17 protein-coding genes are annotated in these 20,624 nt (G+C 64.6%); 9 read left to right on the forward strand and 8 right to left on the reverse strand.

The features are described from left to right. The 3 genes from E5221_RS15955 to E5221_RS15965 are packed head-to-tail and all read right to left on the reverse strand — an operon-like array spanning position 1 to position 6,117. Positions 1-3,675 carry a translocation/assembly module TamB domain-containing protein gene (locus E5221_RS15955; RefSeq protein ID WP_247845958.1) on the reverse strand — a complete coding sequence of 1,225 codons (3,675 nt, stop codon included), beginning with the start codon at positions 3,673-3,675 and terminating at the stop codon, positions 1-3. Beyond that, positions 3,672-5,414 carry an autotransporter assembly complex family protein gene (locus E5221_RS15960; RefSeq protein WP_247845959.1) on the reverse strand — a complete coding sequence of 581 codons (1,743 nt, stop codon included), beginning with the start codon at positions 5,412-5,414 and terminating at the stop codon, positions 3,672-3,674. The genes E5221_RS15955 and E5221_RS15960 overlap by 4 nt, the downstream gene beginning before the upstream one ends. Positions 5,415-5,466: 52 nt before the next feature. Further along, a complete protein-coding gene (locus tag E5221_RS15965) occupies positions 5,467-6,117 on the reverse strand; it encodes a GNAT family N-acetyltransferase (RefSeq protein WP_013972919.1) in 651 nt (216 codons plus the stop codon). Between the two features lie 133 nt (positions 6,118-6,250). Between E5221_RS15965 and xthA the strand changes: the two genes are divergently transcribed. Further along, entirely contained in the window at positions 6,251-7,063 is an 813-nt protein-coding gene (gene xthA, locus E5221_RS15970; RefSeq protein ID WP_013972920.1) for an exodeoxyribonuclease III, read from the forward strand. Between the two features lie 99 nt (positions 7,064-7,162). Here xthA and E5221_RS15975 read toward each other — a convergent pair whose 3' ends face one another. Continuing rightward, complete coding sequence (locus tag E5221_RS15975; RefSeq protein ID WP_015270640.1) at positions 7,163-7,846, reverse strand: TetR/AcrR family transcriptional regulator; 684 nt, start codon at positions 7,844-7,846, stop codon at positions 7,163-7,165. Positions 7,847-8,215: 369 nt separating this feature from the next. On the opposite strand from E5221_RS15975, the gene E5221_RS15980 reads away from it, so the two are divergent. From E5221_RS15980 to E5221_RS15995, 4 genes are all read left to right on the forward strand, one after another. Next, on the forward strand, positions 8,216-9,196 hold the full coding sequence (locus E5221_RS15980; protein WP_039614223.1) for an aliphatic sulfonate ABC transporter substrate-binding protein: 981 nt from the start codon (positions 8,216-8,218) through the stop codon (positions 9,194-9,196). A gap of 16 nt (positions 9,197-9,212) precedes the next feature. Beyond that, complete coding sequence (locus E5221_RS15985) at positions 9,213-10,604, forward strand: LLM class flavin-dependent oxidoreductase (RefSeq protein WP_247845960.1); 1,392 nt, start codon at positions 9,213-9,215, stop codon at positions 10,602-10,604. Positions 10,605-10,710: 106 nt separating this feature from the next. Beyond that, positions 10,711-11,547 carry a bifunctional allantoicase/(S)-ureidoglycine aminohydrolase gene (locus E5221_RS15990; protein ID WP_013972924.1) on the forward strand — a complete coding sequence of 279 codons (837 nt, stop codon included), beginning with the start codon at positions 10,711-10,713 and terminating at the stop codon, positions 11,545-11,547. Between the two features lie 160 nt (positions 11,548-11,707). Then, positions 11,708-12,307 carry an START domain-containing protein gene (locus E5221_RS15995; protein WP_003257236.1) on the forward strand — a complete coding sequence of 200 codons (600 nt, stop codon included), beginning with the start codon at positions 11,708-11,710 and terminating at the stop codon, positions 12,305-12,307. A gap of 34 nt (positions 12,308-12,341) precedes the next feature. Here the strand turns inward: E5221_RS15995 and E5221_RS16000 are convergent, their stop codons facing one another. The 3 genes from E5221_RS16000 to pobA form a co-directional block, all read right to left on the reverse strand. Beyond that, positions 12,342-13,223 (reverse strand): LysR substrate-binding domain-containing protein, encoded by an 882-nt coding sequence (locus E5221_RS16000; protein WP_015270644.1) that lies wholly within the window; start codon positions 13,221-13,223, stop codon positions 12,342-12,344. A gap of 70 nt (positions 13,224-13,293) precedes the next feature. Continuing rightward, positions 13,294-15,084: a gamma-glutamyltransferase gene (ggt, locus tag E5221_RS16005; protein ID WP_247845961.1), complete on the reverse strand. Its 1,791-nt coding sequence runs from the start codon at positions 15,082-15,084 to the stop codon at positions 13,294-13,296. Between the two features lie 174 nt (positions 15,085-15,258). After that, positions 15,259-16,446, reverse strand: coding sequence for a 4-hydroxybenzoate 3-monooxygenase (pobA, locus tag E5221_RS16010; RefSeq protein ID WP_024087256.1), 1,188 nt, complete (start codon positions 16,444-16,446; stop codon positions 15,259-15,261). Positions 16,447-16,618: 172 nt separating this feature from the next. Between pobA and E5221_RS16015 the strand changes: the two genes are divergently transcribed. From E5221_RS16015 to E5221_RS16025, 3 genes are all read left to right on the forward strand, one after another. Then, positions 16,619-17,497 (forward strand): helix-turn-helix domain-containing protein, encoded by an 879-nt coding sequence (locus E5221_RS16015; protein ID WP_061551594.1) that lies wholly within the window; start codon positions 16,619-16,621, stop codon positions 17,495-17,497. A 164-nt stretch (positions 17,498-17,661) separates the two neighbouring features. Beyond that, positions 17,662-18,060 (forward strand): MerR family DNA-binding transcriptional regulator, encoded by a 399-nt coding sequence (locus tag E5221_RS16020; RefSeq protein WP_013972930.1) that lies wholly within the window; start codon positions 17,662-17,664, stop codon positions 18,058-18,060. A 19-nt stretch (positions 18,061-18,079) separates the two neighbouring features. Further along, positions 18,080-18,979 (forward strand): hydroxymethylglutaryl-CoA lyase, encoded by a 900-nt coding sequence (locus E5221_RS16025; protein WP_061551595.1) that lies wholly within the window; start codon positions 18,080-18,082, stop codon positions 18,977-18,979. A gap of 531 nt (positions 18,980-19,510) precedes the next feature. Here E5221_RS16025 and E5221_RS16030 read toward each other — a convergent pair. Next, the gene (locus E5221_RS16030) at positions 19,511-20,029 is read right to left on the reverse strand and encodes an MgtC/SapB family protein (protein WP_013972932.1); all 519 of its coding nucleotides are present in this window, start codon (positions 20,027-20,029) and stop codon (positions 19,511-19,513) included. Positions 20,030-20,279: 250 nt separating this feature from the next. Between E5221_RS16030 and E5221_RS16035 the strand changes: the two genes are divergently transcribed. Beyond that, a complete protein-coding gene (locus E5221_RS16035) occupies positions 20,280-20,519 on the forward strand; it encodes a DUF3203 family protein (protein WP_247845962.1) in 240 nt (79 codons plus the stop codon). Positions 20,520-20,624: the final 105 nt, after the last annotated feature.

Below are 20,624 nucleotides of genomic sequence, written 5' to 3' on the forward strand. Positions count from 1 at the left end.
TCAGAAGTCGCGCTTGTAGAAGATGTCCAGTGAACTGGCCAGCCCGCTGGCAGCTTCGAGGTACACCTTCTTGCTCAGCTTGTAGCGCAATGCAATGGTGTTGGCGGGCTCGAACACCCCCACCCCGTAACGCAGGCTCAGTTTCTCGGTGAGGTTGCCGCTGGCGACCACGCTGGTGGTATTGCCCGAACCTTCGGTATCCAGCTGGAAGTCGTCGATGCCCAGGCTCGAGGCCAGGCTGCCGGTGATGCCGGCGCTACCCGCCAGGCCCAGGCCCAAGGCCGCCTCGGCGAGCATGTTGTTGTCTTCACCGGACGTGCCCAACGGCCGCCCCAGTACCAGGTACGACAGCGCCTGCTCCTGGCTCATGGCCGGTTCCGAGAACACCTTGCTTGTGGGCTGCTCGGCACTGCCGCTCAGGCGGATACCGGCAATCACATCGTCGACCTTGCGGATCGCTTCAATGTCCAGGTATGGCTGGTCGATCGGGCCTGCGAACAATAACCGTGCACGGCGGATGGTCAGGCGCTGCCCGTAGGCGCGGTAGCGGCCATCGGCCAGGTTCAGCTCGCCACGGGTGTCGAGGTTGTCGCCGATGTGCACATGGCCGAGCAGGTTGGCCGTGAGACCAAAGCCGCTGAACGAAAGCTTGTCGCGACCCACTTCGACATCGATGTCCATGGCCATCGCCATGGGCGGTTTGCCCTCTTCGGTCTGGTGGCCGACGATCACCGTGTCATCCGAGACCTTGACGGTGGACGGTGGCAGCTCGCGCACAGTGATCGCACCCTTGGGCACCTGTACCTTGCCGGTCACCGCCAGCTTGTCGTCGATCAGGCGCAAGGTCAGGTCCGGGGCGACCTCCAGCGTCGCATAGGGCTCGACCGTGACGGGCAGTTGCTGGCCCTGCAGACGCAGGTCCATGCCCAGTGCCTGGCCCCAGGTCAGGTTGCCATTGAGCTGGCCACGCCCCGCCTCGCCACTGCGCCAGCCGCCGTTGAGCTGTACCTGCTCGCCGGTAATCAACGCCTGCAATGACAGGTCCTCGAGACTGACCGGCAGCTCGGCACCACTGACTTCGCCGCCACTGAGCATCAGGTTGCCGTTGACCTGCGGCGCCAGCAAGGTGCCCGACAACCTGCCACTGCCATTGAGCTGCCCGGCCAGACGCTCGACCATCGGCACGAACGGGCGTGCCACCGAAAGGTCGAGGCCTGCCAGCTGGAAATCACCCGACAGCGGTTTGTTCTTGCCCAGTGGATCGAGGCGGGTGTTGACGTTCAGCTCGCCCAGGCGCTCGCCGCGGAACGCCAGGCGGGTATCGATGCGCCTTGGCGCCAGCGTGCTGTCCAGGCGCAGGGCCTGGTACGGGAAGTCGACCCAGCGGTCTTTGTCACGCACGCGCAGGGTACCGCCACTGGCGTCGACGACGATGTTGCCCTTGGGGCCGCTGGCCGGGATGTCCAGATTGATGTCGGCATTGAGCAGGCCCTGCCAGGCGAAGTCCTTCGGCAGCCACTGGGCCAGGCTGTCCAGCGGGAACTGCTTGAGGTGGTAGCGCAAGCGTGGCTCGGGGGCCAGACGCTGGTCGTCGCCGCACAAGCTGGCCTGGCCGGAGCGCCAGCAGTGCGCAGCAAAGTCCAGCTGGCCGCTGGCCAGCCGCTGCAGGCGCGCCGGTGCCTGCAGCCGCCAGTCCTGGCCACCGGCCTGGATCCGCCCACTGGCCAGGCGCCCGCGCCAGTCACCCTTGTTCAACTGGCCATCCAGGCCGAGGTCGAGTTTGAGCTGCGGGCCGTCCAGCGCCAAGGTCAAAGCTTGCTGGCGAATGTCGCCCTTGCCGTTGGCCTGCAAGGTGCCCAATGCCGTGTCACCCAGGTGAATGCCGCTGGCCTTCAGTTCGATCACGCCACGCTGGGCGTTGTCCAGGCGGGCATCCAGGCCCAGCTGCTGCACGCGGTTTTCCGCCTGGGCAAGCCGCTGGCCCTGCAGGGCCAGCGTACCTTGCGGGGCCTGCAAGGTGCCGGCGACGTCAAGCCGGCCCTTGACCTGGCCCTGCAACCTTGGCCACAACTGGCCCAGGCGCGGCAGGTCGAGGTCGAGCCGCCCGGCCAGGCGTTGCTGCAGGCTGCCACTGCCATTGATGCGGTTATCCCCCAGCTGGACTGCCAGGGTACCCAAGGTCCAGCTCTGCCCTGCCCCCTGGGCCTCGACCTTAAGCACTGCCGGTTGGCCGCGCAGGCGGCCTTTCAGGTCTAGCCGGGCATCGAGGCTCAAGGCGTCGCCTTTCATCTCGCCTTTGCTGCGCAGCGGACCCGCCAGGTTACCCGGCAGCTCGGCCAGCCAATAAGCTGGGTCGAGCGCCGACAACTGCAGGTCGACATCCCATGCCAAGGTGTCGGCAAAGCGCACAGCGACACTGCCGGCAGCCTTGCCTTGCCCGGCGGTCAGCGCCAACTGCGGCAGCTTCACCTGGCTCAGGTCACCTTCGAAGGGGCTGGCCAGGCTGAACGCGCCAGCCGGGCCATCCAGGTCGCCATTGAAGGTGCCCTGGTAGTTGCCATCGCGATAATGCACCTGGGCCATGAGCCGCTTGAGGGTGACCTCAGGGGGCGTCTCCAGCGGGTACAGGCGCAGCCACGGAAAGTCCTGCCAGTCCAACTGGGCGTCGGCGACCAGGCCTTGCTGCCAGTCAGCCGTGGCTTGCATCTTGACCCGCTGGGTATCGCTGGCGCTCAGGTCCAGGGCATCAAGCCTGGCGCCTTTGCTGTCGACCAGCCCTGACAACAGCAAGGCGATCGGCGACTGCTCGGCCGGCAGGCTGGCCGACCCCGACAGTTGATAGCCCTTGAGCAGGTCGCCCCGGGCGTCGAGCTTGAGCTGGTTGAACTGCACGGTGTCGGGCAACGAGGCGGCCGGCTTGAATGCCTCGGAGCGGATCTGCAAGGTCGCCGGCAGGTGCTCGGCCAACGCCTGCAATTGCCCGTTCAGCGTGGCGTCGAGGTAACCGCTGCTGGTGCCGGCGAGTTTCAGGGTTTTCTGCAACTCGCCGGTGGCGGTCAATGCCAGCTGCCAGGGTTTGCCACCTACCGTTGGCAGTTGCAGCTGCGCCTGGAGTTGTACCGGCCAGTCAGCTTCGGGCTGCAGGTCGCCCTGCAGGCTCAATTGCAGGTCGTCACGCTTCAGCTGCAGGCTGTCGATGCGCAGCCCGGTATTGGTCCAGTGCGCCGCCAGTTGCAAGTCGCCAAGCAGGTCACTGCCATCCAGGCGCAACTGGCCAACCTTGACCTCACCCAGTTCGATGGCCAGCGGCAAGCGCAGGGCCGGCAACTGCAGCGGGCCACTGTCGGCCGATTCGGCGCTGGGCGCAAAGGCCATGTCGATACGTTGCGCCTGCAACTGGTCAATGCACAAGGTAGAGCGCAGCAGGCATGCCGGCGACCAGGCCAGCAGCGGTGCCTGCACATCTACCGTGCTGCCGGCATCGGCCCAGATAAGCCGGCTGGCTTGCCAGCTACCGGCCAGGCGGCCCTGGAAGTCAGCCACCTCAAGCCCGGGCACCTTGCCCAGCACCCAGCGGCTGCCGGCTTCGGTCCCCAGCAACAGGCCGAGTACCAGGCCCAGGCTTGCGGTTACCCCCAGCAGGCCCGCCAGAATGTACTTGATCACGCGTTTCACAGCTCAGGCCCCATGGAAAAGTGCAGGCGAATTCCCCCTTCATCATCCAGCGCCTTGGCCAGGTCCAGGCGCAGCGGCCCGACCGGCGACACCCAGCGCACGCCAAAACCGACACCGGTCTTGAGGCTTGGCAGCTCCAGGTCGTTGAACGAGTTGCCCTGGTCGACGAAGGTTGCCAGCCGCCACTTCTCGGTCAGTGAATACTGGTACTCGACACTGCCGGCGACCAGATAGCGCCCGCCAATGCGGTCGCCGTCGCTGTTCTTCGGCGACAAGGTCTGGTAGTCATAGCCACGCACGCTCTGGTCGCCACCGGCGAAGAAGCGCAGCGACGGCGGGATGTTGTTCTTGAAGCCATTGGTCGCGCTGCCACCGAACTGCACCCGGCCGAGCAAGCGATGGTCATGGCCAAGCGTGGTCAGGCCCTTGAGCAGCATGTTGCCATGCAGCAGGTTGGTGTCCGAGACCAGCCCTTCCTTGGCTACCTGTACATCGAACTGCAGGCGGTAGCCGTTATGCGGGTCGATGCGGTTGTCACTGCGCAGGAAGGAGTAACTCACCCCCGGCATCAACAGGTTGCTCAGCCCAGAGTCATCACCCAGACGGTACTCCTCGCGCTGGTACTTGAGGGAAATCACCCGCTGCCAGCCGCTTGGCAGCTTGCTGTGCCACTCGGGGCCCACCGTCAGCAGTTTGCTGAGGGTGTCGGTGCCGGCAATCTCTTCGTTCTGGTAGCCGCCGGCAAAGCGCAACTTGTCGGTCAGCGGCGGGTCGAGGGGGATGTCGTACCAAAGGCCGACGTTCTGCCGGGGTGCCGACAGTTCGGTTTCCCAGCCGTAGCTATGGCCTTGCGGGTTGACCCAGTGGCGGGTCCAGTTGGCCTTGCCGCGGGGCCCGACGTCGGTCGAGAAGCCCAGGCCCAGGCCCATGGTGCGCGGTTTGCGGGTTTGCAGGCGGACATCCACGGGGATTTCTTCGCCCACGGCGGCGGTGGGCGCCGCATCCACGCGCACGCCTTCGAAGTAGCCGCTCGATTGCAGGTCATTGTTCAGCTCGGCGATCAGTTCCGAGTCGTAAGGTGTACCCGGCTTGAACGAGACCATACGCTGCAGCAGGTCGTCGTCCAGCGGTGTGTCGCCACCGAAGGTGACCGCACCCAAGTGATAGCGCGGGCCGCTCTGGTAGACCAGTTCGATATCGGCCACACCGGCCTGGGGGTCTACCGCCAGGCGCTGGCGGCTGAAGCGCCCACTGAAGAAGCCGTAGCGCGACGCCTGGTTCTGGATCAGCCGCTTGGCATCTTCGTAATGGCCGTGGTTGAGTTGTTCACCCGCGCGCAGGGCCTTGCTGTCGGGCACGCGGAAAGCCTTCATCTCACTGGCGGGGCCTTCGATGCGTATGGTCACGTTGCGCAGGCGAATCGGCTCGCCAGGGTCGATGGTGATGATCAGTTGCGGGGAACGGTCAGCCTCGCTGGCGGGCTTGACCTCTGTGTCGATCTGCGCCTGGTAGTAGCCAAGTGCCTGCGCGGCTTTGCGCGCCTGCTCCTGGGCGCCGCGACTGAAGCGCAGCAGCGCTTCTTCATCGCGGTCGCCAAGGGTACCGATATAGCCTTCGACATTGGCCTTGAGCGCCTTGTTGGCCGGTTTGACCTTCACCAGCAACTCACTCTGGCCCCATGCTGCGAAACTGGCGACCCAGATAACCAGGCCCCAGGTCAATCTTCCTGAATACGTCATGCGGCGCATGCTACCAGAGCCGGGCGCTCAAGGGAGCCGTCGCGCGGTCCGCTCAGGCAAAAGCAGAATTGGAAGAGACCGGGTTGGGATGGAAGAACACCCTCTCACGGATTGGTCCTACAGCCACCTCGCCAATTTCCTCATAGCCCTGGCGCTGGTAAAAGGCCAGGTAGTGCTCGTTGCCGGTGTCCAGCACCACTCCCTGCGTACCAGGGTCGTCTGCACACCAGTCATGCACAGCTTGTAACAATTGCTCGCCGTAGTGCTTGCCCTGGAACTGCGGGTGCACGCCCAGCAGCGGCAGCACATGCACCTCGTCGGTGGGCAGGCAGGTGGCCAGGGCGGCCTGGTAGTCCATGTAGCGGCGCGTACAGCGCAGGCCGGTGCCCATTATCATGCGCAGGCGCCAGGCCCAACTGTCGGCCACGCCCAGCCGGCGCATCGGCGGTACGATCAGGGCCATGGCGATCAGGCGGTCTTCCACCAGCAGGCCGATGGCGGGCAGTTGCAGGTAGAAGTGCTGGCGTACCCACTCGCGCACCATCACCCGCAGACGCCGCTCGTAGCCTGGGCGCTGGGCCTCGAAGATATAGGCGAAGGTAGGTTCGTGACGGTAGGCGTTGTACAGAAGCGAACGCGCCTCACGGCTGTAGCCGTCATCGAGCAGGCAGACACGGGCCGGAGCGGCAGTGGTTTCGGGCATTGCGGGCAGTCCTCCTGGAATGGGCTCATGGGTGCCTTGGAAAGGACGTTAGCAGCAGGCTGCCGAAGCCGCCATGCTGGTGATGGCAAGCGATGTCGGCTAGCATCGCGCCTTTTACCGGGATCATCTTTCCATGAAGATCGTCTGTTTCAACATCAACGGCCTGAGGGCCCGCCCGCACCAGCTGGCGGCGCTGATCGAAAAGCACCAGCCGGACGTGATCGGCCTGCAGGAAACCAAGGTCAGCGACGATCAGTTCCCGCTGGCCGACGTGCAGGCGCTGGGCTATCACGTGCATTACCACGGCCAGAAAGGCCACTATGGCGTGGCCCTGCTGTCCCGCCAGGCACCGCTGAGCCTGCACAAGGGTTTTGCCAGCGATGAGGAAGACGCTCAGCGCCGCTTCATCTGGGGCACCTTCGCCGATGCCGATGGCAACCCGATCACCATCATGAACGGCTATTTCCCTCAGGGTGAAAGCCGCGACCACCCCACCAAGTTCCCGGCCAAGCAGCGCTTCTACAGCGACCTGCAGGCGCTGCTGGAGGGCCAGTTCCGCAACGACCAGCCACTGCTGGTGATGGGCGACATGAATATCTCGCCGCAGGACTGCGACATCGGCATCGGCCCGGACAATGCCAAGCGCTGGCTCAAGACTGGCAAGTGCAGTTTCCTGCCGGAAGAGCGCGAGTGGATGGAACGCTTGAAGGGCTGGGGCCTGGTGGACAGTTTCCGCCACCTTTACCCGGAAGTGGCCGACCGCTTCAGCTGGTTCGACTACCGCAGCCGCGGTTTCGAGGACGAGCCCAAGCGCGGCCTGCGCATCGACCTGATCATGGCCTCCCAGCACCTGGTGCCGCGGATCAAGGATGCAGGTGTGGACTACGAACTGCGCGGGATGGAAAAGCCGTCGGACCATGCGCCGATCTGGCTGGAATTGAGCTGATCGCCGGGGGCTGCTACGCGGCCCATCGCCGGCAAGCCAGTTCTTGCACCCGTGGGCTGGCTTGCCGGCAAAGGAGCCGGCCCAGCCGCTGGAGAATTTTCAGGGGCGGTGCTCGGTCTGGATATACCGCAACACAGCATCACAGATCATGGCCTTGTGACGCAGCTTGACCTGCTCATCGGACAGGTCGATCTGGAAGATCTCGCCAAAGGTGTGCCGGTTCGAAACCCGGTAGAAGCAGAACGAGCTCATCAGCATGTGCAGGTCGATGACCTCGATGCCGGTGCGGAACACACCTTCCTGCACCCCACGGCGCAAGGTATTGCCCAGAGCCTCGAGCACCAGGCTGCTCATTTCGCGAATCGCCGGCGACTGCTTGACGTACTCGCCATAGTGGATGTTTTCGGTGCAGATGATCCGCACGAAATCGACGTTGCGGTCGTGGTGATCGAAGGTGAACTCCACCAGCCGGCGGATCGCCTGCTCGGCCGGCAGCGACTCAAGGTCCAGGCTTTGCTCGGTCTTGCGGATGTCGCCGTACAGCTTGATCAGGCACTCGCAGTACAGCTGCTCCTTGCTGCCGAAGTAGTAGTAGATCATGCGCTTGGAGGTGGCGGTGCGCTCGGCGATGGCGTCGACGCGGGCACCGGCCAGCCCTTGCTGGACGAACTCGTTGATGGCGGCCTGGAGGATGTCCTCGCGCGTTTTCTCGGGGTTGTTCTTGCGCGTCTTGCGCCCCCCTTCGGTTTCAGGCTGGCCGAGGCTGACTACGGAATCACTCATACCCACTCACAGGCTGTTTATTGGAATGAGGGGGATTATCCGCGAGCGCGGCCATGCAGGGAAGCGCGCTGTTGGTCGGGTAGCCACACCCCACGGCTGCTGCCTACCCGCAAACGATGCCTGCCCTGGCCAAGAGCGACGCTGGCCGCAGAACAGGAAGGTCGGAGTGCGAAGGCCCTCCACGCTCTCGTCATCGAATGGCCTGCCGGCAGCCTGGCAAGTGAATGTGAAATGGACCAGACGTGACAAAACAAAAGGATATAAAAATAACAAAACAATCTAACAAAAAGAGATATAAAAATTGAATGCCAAACGCCACCTCCCTAGTCTGGGCGCATCGCTTCCCTCCCCGTTCAAGGAGCAATGCCCATGCCCGCCCGTGCCTTTTCCCCCCTGCGCCGCCTGTTGATCGGCGGCTTGCTGGCCAGTGTCGCCAGTACCCTGTTGCCCTGGTCCCAAGCCCTTGCCGACGAGGCCAGGACCCTGCGCATCGGTTACCAGAAGTTCAACAGCATCAACATCCTCAAGGGCAGCGGTGCCCTGGAGAAGGCCCTGGCGCCGCAAGGCGTGAAAGTCAGCTGGCACGAGTTCGCCGCCGGCCCGCAGTTGCTCGAAGCCTTGAGCACCGGCGCCATCGACCTCGGCCATGCCGCCGACGCACCCTCGGTGTTCGCCCAGGCCGCAGGCAAGCCGGTGGTGTACCTGGCCGCCGAGCAGCCCTACCCACGTGGCATCGGCCTGGTGGTACGTGAGCAGGACCACCTGGCCAGCGTGCAAGACCTCAAGGGCAAGCGCGTGGCCACCGGCCGCGGCTGGAACGCCCAGTACCTGCTGGCCGTTGCCCTGGAACAGGCCGGCCTCAGCTACCAGGACATCACCCCGGCCTACGTCAACAACGCCGCCGATGCCGTGGCTGCCCTGCAATCGGGCAGTGTCCAGGCCGTGACCCTGTGGGACCCGTTCCTCGCCGCGGCAGAAAGCCAGCCGGGCCTGAAGAACCTGCGCGACGGCAGCGGCCTGTCCAACAACCGTACCTTCTACCTGTCCACCGCCAGCTTCGCCGACCAGCATCGCGCCTTGCTGAAGACCTTCTTCGCAGAACTGGCCAAGGTCAGCCAATGGGCCAACGCCAAGCCTGCGGAAGTCGCCGCACTGCTGGCCCCGCAACTCGGGATCAACGCCAACGTGCTGCAAGCGGCCAGCGAGCGGCGCAACTACAATGCCGTGGCCATCACCCCAGAGATCGTTGCCGAGCAACAAAAGCTGGCCGACACCTTCCAGGGCCTGGGCCTGATTCCACGCAAGCTGCAGGTGGCCGACGCGGTCTACCCGGCTTCCGTATTGCCTTGAGCGGAGCGCGCCCACCATGCCCCGCCCGATTCGCTTCAACGCCTTCAGCATGAATGCCGCCAGCCACCAGTCCCCCGGCCTGTGGCGCCACCCGCGCAACACCAGCGTGGCCTTCAACCGCCTGGGCTACTGGACCGACCTGGCCCGCCTGCTCGAACGCGGCTTGTTCGATGCCCTGTTCATCGCCGATGTGCTGGGCATCTACGACGTCTACCAGGGCGGCCCCGAAGCCGCCCTGCGCGGTGGCGTGCAGGTTCCGGTCAACGACCCGCTGCTGCTGGTGCCGGCCATGGCCGGGGTTACCGAGCACCTGGGCTTCGGCGTCACCTTCTCGCTCACCTACGAACACCCCTACCCGTTCGCCCGGCGCATGTCGACGCTCGACCACCTGAGCAATGGCCGGGTCGGCTGGAACATCGTCACCGGCTACCTCGACAGCGCCGCGCGCAACCTGGGCCTGGCGCGCCAGTTGGGCCACGACCAGCGCTATGACCTGGCCGAGGAATACCTGCAGGTGCTGTACAAGCTATGGGAGAAAAGCTGGGACGACGATGCGGTGCTGCTGGAGCGTGACAGCGGGCGCTATATCGAACCCGCCCGGGTGCACTCCATCAACCATGTGGGCGAGCACTTCCAGGTGCCGGGGATGCACCTGTGCCAACCTTCTCCGCAACGCACGCCTGTGCTGTTCCAGGCCGGTGCTTCGGCACGCGGCCAGCAGTTCGCGGCGCGGCACGCCGAATGCGTGTTCATCAGCGGGCCGACGCCCACAGTACTGCGCCGCTACGCCGACGGCATCCGCCAGGCCAGCGAGGTGGCCGGGCGTGGCCGGGACGAGGTGCTGATCTACGCCCAGGCGCTGTTGATCGTCGCCCCCACCCGGGAGGAGGCCGAAGCGCGCTTCGCCGAATACCGCCGTTATGTCGACCTGAACGCCGCCCTGGCGCTGTTGTCAGGCTGGACCGGCATCGACTTTGCCGGCCTCGACCCCGATGCGCCCATCAAATACGTCGAGAACGATGCCGGCCGCGCAGCCCTGGCCGCCTTCACCGCCGCCGACCCGAACCGCCGCTGGACCGTGCGCGAGGCTGCCGAGTTCGTCGGCCTGGGCGGCCGTGGCCCGGTGCTGGTGGGTGCTGCCAGCGAGGTGGCCGACCAGCTGGAAAGCTGGCTGGACCAGACCGGCATCGATGGCTTCAACCTGACCTACGCAGTGCAACCAGACGACCTGGCAAATGTGGTCGAGCTGCTGGTGCCGGAGTTGCAACGCCGTGGCCGCTACCCGCTGAGTTATGCCGAAGGCACCTTGCGCCACAAGCTGTTCGGCCAGGGCGACCGCTTGCCGGAAGGGCACGCTGGCCGGCAGATTCGCATTCAGCCTGCAAATACCGGGTATTCCAACATTTAATTTGTGGATGGCACGCACTCGACCCTATTCTGTCGCCACATCCCCTGCGCCGCACCGGCCGGTGCGGTTCACGGCATGGGGAGAAAACAACAAGTCGAGATCGTCCATGTCGAACCATTCGTACTTCGCCCCCCACGGTGGGCACCCGGCTCAGACCGAGCTGCTGACTGACCGTGCCATGTTCACCGAAGCCTATGCCGTCATCCCCAAGGGCGTGATGCGTGACATCGTCACCAGCCACCTGCCGTTCTGGGACAAGATGCGCATGTGGGTCATCGCCCGCCCGCTGACCGGTTTTGCCGAAACCTTCTCCCAGTACATCGTCGAAGTGGCCCCGGAAGGCGGCAGCGAACGCCCTGAGCTGGACCCGAACGCTGAAGCCGTGGTGTTCATCGTCGAAGGCGAACTGGACATCACCGTCGAAGGCAAGCACCACACCCTGGTACCGGGCGGCTACGCCTTCCTGGCCCCGGGCGCCGAGTGGAGCCTGCGCAACAACAGCAAGTCCAACGTCACCTTCCACTGGCTGCGCAAGCACTACCAGAAGGTCGAAGGCCTGGACGTTCCCGAGTCGTTCGTCACCCACCGTGACAACGCCACCGTCATCGAGATGCCGGGCACCGAAGGCCGCTGGGTCACCACCCGCTTCGTCGACATGGCCGACATGCGCCACGACATGCACGTGAACATCGTCACCTTCCAGCCGGGCGGCGTGATCCCGTTCGCCGAGACCCACGTGATGGAACACGGCCTGTACGTGCTGGAAGGCAAGGCGGTGTACCGCCTGAACCAGGACTGGGTCGAAGTGGAAGCCGGCGACTTCATGTGGCTGCGCGCCTTCTGCCCGCAAGCCTGCTACGCCGGCGGCCCAGGCAAGTTCAGCTACCTGCTGTACAAGGACGTGAACCGTCATGTGCACCTGACGCTCAACCCTAAGCGTTGATGCATTGGGGGCGCTCTGCGCCCCTTTCGCGACACAAGGCCGCTCCCACAAAAGTACGGTGTACCCCGAACCCTGTGGCAGCGGCCTTGTGTCGCGAAAGGGCTGCAAGGCAGCCCCAGTAGCCGCATACTGAAAATCCTGCCCCCGTGCGGTACCAGCCATGAACCGCTGCCTGCTGCTCACCGCCCTGCTGTTCTGCACCCCCGCCCCAGCCGCCGATGACTGGAACCTGGCCTACGACCGCGAAGGCATCCGCGTTTACCTGAGCGCCGCCCCCGACTCGCCCTACCAGCAATTCCGTGGTGTCAGCACCATGAAAGCCAGCGTTCGCACGCTCACCGACCTGCAGGAGAACCTGCGGGTGGCCTGCAAGTGGCTGTACGCCTGTGCCGAGATGCGCTTGCTGGATGTGCAGGGCGAAAACACCTGGGTGTACCTGACCACCAACCTGCCGTGGCCGACGATGCCGCGGGACATCGTGCTGAAGGTCACCACCGAACGCCTGGACGACGGCACGCTGCTGCGCCACCTGAGCGCCGAGCCAGACAGGATCCCCAAGGTAGATGGGCTGATCCGTGTGCAGCAGCTCAACGGCGAGTGGCGGATGAAACCGCTGGGTGAGCGCAGGACCGAGGTGACTTACCAGCTGCAAGCCGACCCTGCCGGGGATGTGCCGGGGTGGCTGGCCAACCGGTTTGTGGTGGATGCGCCAGTGGTGACGTTGCGGACCCTGCGAGCGGTGGCCGAGCGCCAGCCCTAGAGGGCATTGAAAACCTGCACCGGCCTCAACCCTGTCAGATCCCGCCACCCGCAAGCAATTGCGTCATCACCTCGGCCAGCGCCTTGACCATCACATCCGCCGTCGGCCGGTGGACGATGACGATTTCATAGCTGTCGACCTCAGGTAGCCCCTGCTCCGCACCGAGCACCCGATGCTCGCCGGTCGCCGCCCGTGGCGGCAGCAGGCTGATGCCCATACCATCGGCGACCGCTGCCTGGATGCCGCTGAGGCTGGAACTGGTGAAGCTGATGCGCCAACGCCGGCCCATGCCTTCGATGGCGGTAATCATGTCGTCGCGGTACAGGCCGCGGGGCGGGAAGGTCACCAGCGGGATCGGGTCCAGTTCGAAGGCGGGCGTGCGCGCGCTGTCGATCCACTGCAGGCGCTCGGGCCAGCAGGCCACGCCTTCGCGGCTGTTGCGCCGCTGCTTGAGCAACACCAGGTCGAGCTCACCGTTGTCGTAGGCCTGGCTGAGGTCGCGGCACAGGCCGCTGGTCACTTCCAGCTTCACCTGCGGGTGCAGCCGGCTGAACGCCGACAACGCATTGGTGGTACGCCCGCCCACGAAGTCCTCGGGCACGCCAAGGCGCACGGTCATACCAACCATCGCCCCGGCCAAGGCTTCGAGCATCTGGTCGTTGAGGGCCAGCATGTGCCGGGCATAGCCGAGCAGTGTCTGCCCGGCGTCGGTCGGCAGCACGTCGCGATTGCCACGCACCAGCAGCCGGTGGCCAACCATATCCTCCAGGCGGCGCACCTTCTGGCTGATGGTCGATTGGGTGGAGTGCAGGCGCGCAGCAGCCGTGGTGAAGCTGCCGCAATCGGCCACCACGACAATGGCACGCAGCAGGTCGAGGTCGAACAGGGCCCTATTCGATTTCACGCTGATTGACATCTTGGTATTCAACTTTTGAATGGCTAGACTGACTTCTATCACGCCACCTGCTGCACCGCAACGCACACCGCTAGTCGCCGACTGCCACGCCTTCGCGCCGAGGGTCGGCACCACCCGACCAACCCTCGCCACTGCGCTGGATGATCTGCATGCCACTGGTCATGATCATCGGCGTCACCTCATGCCCCCAGGCTGCCAACTGCCGGATCAGTGCAGGGCTGGCCAAACCCGCCTCTACTTCGGTGCCGGCATTGCGGCTGCCGAAGTTGGGCAGGCCGGCGGCCTGCTGCGGGTCGAGCTGCCAATCCAGCAGGCCGATCAGCGCCTTGTTCACGTAGCCGATGATCTGCGAGCCGCCGGGCGAGCCCAGGCTGGCCACCAGCTCTCCGGAAGCTTGCGAGAACACCAGGGTCGGCGCCATGGCCGACAGCGGCCGCTTGCCCGGTTGCACCCGGTTGGCCACGGGCTTGCCTTGTTCCCGGGGGATGAACGAGAAGTCGGTCAGGTGGTTGTTGAGCAAGAAGCCCTTGACCATCAGGTGCGAGCCGAACGCTGCTTCCACCGAAGTGGTCATGGCCAGGGCCTGGCCGCGGTCATCCACCGCGCTGAGGTGCGAGGTGGAAATGCGCAGCGGCGAGCGGTCAGGCGCCAGGGCCAGGTCGGCCCCCTGCGGCTGGCCGGGGCGGGCGCGTTTCATGCTGTACTCGCCGACCTGCGCCGCGCGGCTGGCCAGGTATGTGGAGTCGGTCAGGGCCTTGAGCGGCACCGGCACGTAATCGCTGTCGGCCAGGTACTGGGCGCGGTCGGCATAGGCCAGGCGCTCGGCCTCGGCAACCAGATGCACGGCCAGCGGCGGGGCTTCCAGCCCGGCAACGGTCGAAGTGCGCAGCGGCCGCATGGCGGCAAGGTCGCGCTGGGGCGAAGCCCGCTGCAGCGCTTCGAGGATGCCCAGGGTCTGCAGCACCGTCACCCCGCCCGACGATGGCGGTGGCATGCCACAGATGCGCCAGGCCTTGTAGGGGCCACACAGCGGCTCGCGCACTTTGGCTCGGTACTGCTGCATATCCTGCAGCGACAGGTAGCCGGCATTGGCATGGCTGCGCACCTTGGCGACGATGGCTTCGGCGATCTCGCCGCTGTAGAACACCTCGGGGCCCTGCTCGGCAATCTGCTCGAAGGTTTGCGCAAGCTCGGGGTTGCGCAAGGTAGTCCCCACCGCCAGTGGCTTGCCCTGTTCATCCAGGAAGTAGCGGGCCATGGCGGGTGAGCGGGCAATGAACGGGTCGCCCGCCACCAGGGTGTGAAGGCGTTCGGAAACCGCGAAACCGTTGCGCGCCAGCGCAATGGCCGGGGCGAACAGGTCGCGCCAGGGCAGCTTGCCGTGCTGCTCATGGGCCAGCTTCAGGGCACGCAGAACCCCTGGTACGCCCACCGAACGCCCGCCGATCTGCGCCGTCCTGAACGGCATCGGTGAACCATCGGCTTGCAGGAACAGGTTTTCCGTTACCGTCGCCGGGGCTGCCTCGCGGCCATCGAAGGCCTGCACGCGCTGGCCGTCCCAGTAGAGGATGAACGCCCCGCCGCCAATGCCGCTGGATTGCGGTTCGACCAGGGTCAGCACCATCTGCATGGCGATGGCCGCGTCGATGGCGCTGCCACCGGCACGCAGCATCGCCCGCCCCGCTTCGCTGGCCAGCGGGTTGGCAGCTGCGGCCATGTGCCGGCTGGCATGCACCGGCTGCAGGCCAGTGCGGTAGCCGGAGGCCAGTTCCGGTGGCGCGGGCAGCACCTGGTCGGCACAGGCCCAGCCACTGGCAGCTACCAGGCACAAGGCGCCCATCAGGGGGGTGGAGAATTTCATCGTCGTGCTTCCTGCCACTACCTGTTCAGCAAGGCACTGTCAGTCATGCGCAGACTTAACTCAAGCCCTGGCGCGTTTGGCAAGGGTGCATGGCACGGGCTACGCCCGTGATCGCCGGCAAGCCAGCTCCCACCTCGACCGCATCGACCTCAAGCGTTGCGCGGTCCCTGGAACTCAGGCCACTTCTTCGAACGGCAGCCCTACATAGTTCTCGGCAATGTTCACCAGCCCCGCCGGCGAGGTCAGGAAGTACTCGCGGTCGGCCTCCTGCATCTTCTGGTCCCAGGCGTCCTTGTGGCTGCCGAAGTCATGCAGCAGCTGGGTCATGAACCAGCTGAAGCGCTCGCCTTTCCACACTCGGCGCAGGGCCAGCGGCGAATACTGCTGCAACAGGTCGGTGCGCCCTTCGCGATACACCTTGACCAGGATCCGGTACAGGTAGTTGACATCCGATGCCGCCAGGTTCAGGCCCTTGGCGCCGGTCGGCGGGACGATATGTGCGGCGTCACCGACCAGGAACAGGTGGCCATACTGCATCGGCTCGACCACCAGGCTGCGCAGCGGCGCGATGCTCTTTTCCAGGGCCGGGCCGGTGACCAGGCGCGCAGCCACGTCTTCGGGCAAGCGTGCCTTCAGCTCCGCCCAGAAGCGCTCGTCGGGCCACGCCTCCACCTGCTCGTCCAGCGGCACCTGCAGGTAGTAGCGGCTACGGGTGTGCGAACGCTGGCTGCACAGCACGAAACCGCGTTCGTGGTGGGCGTAAATAAGTTCGTGGTTGACCGGTGGCGTGTCTGACAGCATGCCCAGCCAGCCAAACGGGTAGACCCGCTCGTACTGCTTGAGGATGCCCTCGGGGATGCTTTGCCGCGAGACACCGTGGAAGCCGTCACAACCGGCAATGTAGTCGCAGTCCACGCGGTGCATCTGGCCGTCTTTTTCGTAGGTCAGGTAGGGCTGTTCGCCCTTGAGTTCGTGCGGCTGGACATTGCTTGCCGAATAGATGATCGGCGCGCCGCTGGCTTCACGTGCTTGCATCAGGTCACGGGTGACTTCGGTCTGGCCGTATACCATCACCGTCTTGCCACCGGTCAGGGCCTTGAGGTCCAGGCGTTGGCGGCGCCCGCCGACCAGCAGTTCGACACCCTCGTGTACCAGGCCTTCACGGTCCATGCGCTCGGCCACACCGGCTTCACGCAGCAGGTCGACCGTGCCTTGCTCCAGTACCCCGGCACGGATGCGGCCAAGCACGTATTCGGGCGTCTGGCGTTCGACGATGACGGTATCGATACCGGCCTTGTGCAGCAGTTGGCCCAGCAGCAGGCCAGACGGACCTGCACCAATAATTGCGACCTGAGTTTTCATTGTTGTTGTCTCTGTGCGGACGATGCCGGCCCTGGACTGGCAGTGGGGCGGCATCTGCTGTTAGGGTTTGCCTTTGCATTTTTACTGGCAAAAACAGCCATTGAAGTGTGCTATTCCATGCATAACCTGCACTTTTACAAAAAACGTTCGATTAACGGACAGGCCTGCACGCATGAAATCCACCCTCCCCGGCGTCCCCTTGTTCAAGCTGTATGGCGAAAACCAGGCCTGGCCCGGCACCGACCTGCTGCATTGCGAGTCGATCCCGGCGCGTAGCCGTTTGCATCACTGGGAAATCAAGCCGCACCAGCACGCCGAGCTGTTCCAGTTGCTGTATGTGCAACGCGGCCGGGCCGAGGTGGAGATCGAGGGGGTGCGCAGCGCCATCAGCGAAGCGGCAATCCAGGTGGTACCGCCGATGACCGTGCACGGCTTTCGCTTCAGCGCCGATATCCAGGGGCATGTGCTGACCTTTGGCACGGCACTGGTGGCAAACCTGGAGCAGCGCCTGGGCGCGCCGCTGGCGGTACTGGCGAAGGCGGCGTGTTACCCGCTGGGCCGGGACCGGGTGCATCTGCGCAGCCTGATCGACACCCTGCAGCAGGAGTACCAGGGCAACGCCCCGGCGCGGGCGGCCTTGCTCGAAGCACTGGTGACGGCGCTGATGGTGTGGATCAGCCGCCGCCAGCAGCTGGTGCAGGTACCGCGCAACCGCGATGAACGTGACCGCCAGTTGCTGGGGCAGTACCTGCGCCTGGTCGAGGCGCATTACCGTGAGCACCTGTCGGTGGAGGATTTTGCCGCGCGGTTGAATATTCCGAGTTTGCAGTTGAACCAGCTGTGCCGGGCACTGAGTGGGCAGACCGCGCTGCAGGTGGTGCACCAGCGGTTGCTGCTGGAGGCTCGGCGCAACCTGATCTATACGCGGATGAGCATCGGGCAGTTGTCGGATAGCCTGGGGTTTACCGACCCGACGTATTTTGCCCGGTGGTTCAAGCGGTTGACTGGGCAGACGCCGAATGGGTATCGCAGGTCGGGGTTGTCTGAGTAATTTTTTCGCCTGTGCAGGCCTCTTCGCGGGTAAACCCGCTCCTACAGGGGAGCGGGTTTACCCGCGAAGAGGCCTGCACAGGCAACACACATTCCGCGCCTCTTGCTTGACGTATACGTCAACCTGCCCTCAGGATACCCGCATACCCCACGCCGAGCCCCAGCATGAGCACCCAGACCTACAGCATCTCCGACCTGTCCCGCGAACTGGACATCACCACCCGCGCCATCCGCTTCTATGAGGAACAGGGCCTGCTGAGCCCCGAGCGCCGTGGCCTGGAGCGTATCTATTCAGCGCGTGACAAGGTCAGCCTGAAGCTCATCCTGCGCGGCAAGCGCATCGGCTTTTCGCTGGCCGAATGCCGCGAGCTGATCGAGCTGTACGATCCCTCCAGCGGCAACCTCAAGCAGCTCAACAGCATGCTGGCGAAAATCGCCGAGCGCCGCGCCCAGCTGGAACAGCAGATGCTCGACATCCACCAGATGCAGCTGGAGCTGGACACCGCCCAGGAGCGCTGCGAACAAGCCCTGGCCGCCACCCTGAACAACAAAGACAACCGCTGAACGCCACAGGAAACCCGCCATGTCCTTGCCCAAACACGTCCGCCTGGTCGAAGTAGGCCCCCGCGACGGCCTGCAGAACGAAGCCCAGCCCATCAGCGTCGCCGACAAGGTGCGCCTGGTGGACGACCTCACCGAAGCGGGCCTGGCCTATATCGAAGTGGGCAGTTTCGTCTCGCCCAAGTGGGTACCACAGATGGCCGGCTCCGCCGAAGTGTTCGCCGGCATCCAGCAGCGCCCGGGTGTCACCTATGCGGCGCTGGCCCCCAACCTGCGCGGTTTCGAGGACGCCCTGGCCGCCGGCGTGAAGGAAGTGGCGGTGTTCGCGGCCGCCTCCGAAGCCTTCTCGCAACGCAACATCAACTGCTCGATCAGCGACAGCCTCAAGCGCTTCGAGCCGATCATGGAAGCCGCGCGCAACCACGGTGTGCGCGTGCGCGGCTATGTGTCGTGCGTGCTCGGCTGCCCCTATGAAGGCAAGGTCAGCGCCGAGCAGGTCGCCCCGGTGGCCCGTGCCCTGCACGACATGGGCTGCTACGAGGTATCGCTGGGCGACACCATCGGCACCGGCACCGCCGGCGAAACCCGGCGCCTGTTCGAGGTGGTCGCGGCGCAGGTACCGCGCGAGCAACTGGCCGGGCACTTCCACGATACCTATGGCCAGGCCCTGGCCAACGTGTATGCCAGCCTGCTCGAAGGCATCAGCGTGTTCGACAGCTCGGTGGCCGGGCTGGGCGGCTGCCCCTATGCCAAAGGCGCTACCGGCAATATCGCCAGTGAAGACGTGGTGTACCTGCTGCAGGGGCTGGGCATTGAAACCGGCATCGACCTGGACCTGCTGATCGCCGCCGGCCGCCGCATCAGCAGCGTGCTGGGCCGCGACAACGGGTCGCGGGTAGCGCGGGCGCGCAGCGCGCAATAGGTCATACAGGTGTCACATTGGTGTGGGTGGAGTGTTACCGCCCCACGTTTTGCAGCAAAAAATCGGGTAACAGGGAAACAAATCGGCAGAATTTCAGGCCGTTCGATTTCGACTGAAATCGCCAAGTGCTTGATTTTAAAGGTTTTTCAAAAGTTGGCACGCACCCTGCTATATCTCTGGCACAACAACAAAAAGAATGTGACACCCAATAAAAACAACAGGTAACGGCTCTGACATAACAAGAACAACACGGCAGAGGCGTAGCAAGCAGATTTTTTTGGAGTCGACACGCTTTTCAGGGGTACGCCCCGCGGTCTGGCACAGAACAATAAAACTACCTCCAGGTAGCGGCAGCCAGGTTAGGATCAGCAATGATGAAGGCAGGTCAGCGCTCAAAAAAATACGTTTGCTCTTGACCCCGCATGGGGGTCGCCCGCAACACCAGGACAGGCTGACAAAAACAACAACAGGCCGGTCCCAATAATAAAAAAAGAGCAGGCAACAACGCTTTGAGGGGAGCTTCGGCTCCCCTCAGTGCTTCCTGCCCTCTTCCTCCTCCTGCTTTCCCTCATCCTGCCCTTCGAGCTTGTCCACCAGCAACGGCATCGTGCCCAGCACCAGCAGGGCCAGTATCGTGCTGATCAACGCCGTGGCTTCGCGGCCCATGCCGGCTGCCGTACCGATGGCGGCGGTCATCCACAACCCGGCGGCAGTGGTCAGCCCCTTCACATGGCTGGCGTCCTGGCCGTTGCCCTTGAGAATGGTGCCGGCACCCAGAAAACCGATACCGGCGACAATGCCCTGGATAACGCGACTCAGCGCTTGCTCGTCGGCCCCGGCCATGCTCGGTGCCAGCACGAACAGCGCGGCGCCCAGCGAAACCAGCATATGCGTACGCACCCCGGCGGCCTTGCCCTTGTGCTCGCGCTCGAAGCCCAGCACAGCGCCAAGCAGGGCTGCCATCAGCAGGCGTACGAGGATTTGCGTGACCTCGCGCTCGTCAGTGATATCGGCGAATTCGGCCTGAATTGCTTGCCAGATGAGGTCCATTGCTTTCTTCCCATGCTGAGCATTGTGTTGTCAGGCCCGGCCTCTTCGCGGGTAAAACCGCTCCCACAGGGTTTGCACAGGTTTCAATGCAGTGCAGTACCTGTAGGAGCGGGTTTACCCGCGAAGAGGCCGGGCCTGCCATCTGCAAGGGTTGACCTCCGGGTAAATGACAAAGTGCCGCTCAGCTTCCGGATGCAGCAACCCGCCCCGCCCTGTGGTCCACCCCTGTAACCCCCAGGAGGACCACTCCATGCCCATTGAAATCGACGAAACCACCCGCCGCTGCACCCTGATCGCCGAAGACCTGCGCCTCGAGGGTGATGGCCCGTCCATCGAAATCGTCACCGACGAACAGCTGCGCATGTCCGTGGCCCTGCTCGCCGGCCAGCGTGTGCCCATCACCGAAGCCGAGGCCGATGCACTGACCGTGGCGGGTGCGGTGGATAGCCGCAGGCATCTGAAGACAAGCACGCCAGGCTCGGTAATCTGAGGCCTGGCGGGGCCTGCCGGGAAATCTGATACGGTTTTTATCGCAAAATCTGAGCCTGTGCTGATAACAGCCTCAGGGCCATAGTGCTCATGCCTGATCGAGGCC

It is taken from the genome of Pseudomonas sp. A2 (assembly GCF_023100865.1).
Lineage (GTDB): Bacteria > Pseudomonadota > Gammaproteobacteria > Pseudomonadales > Pseudomonadaceae > Aquipseudomonas > Aquipseudomonas asiatica.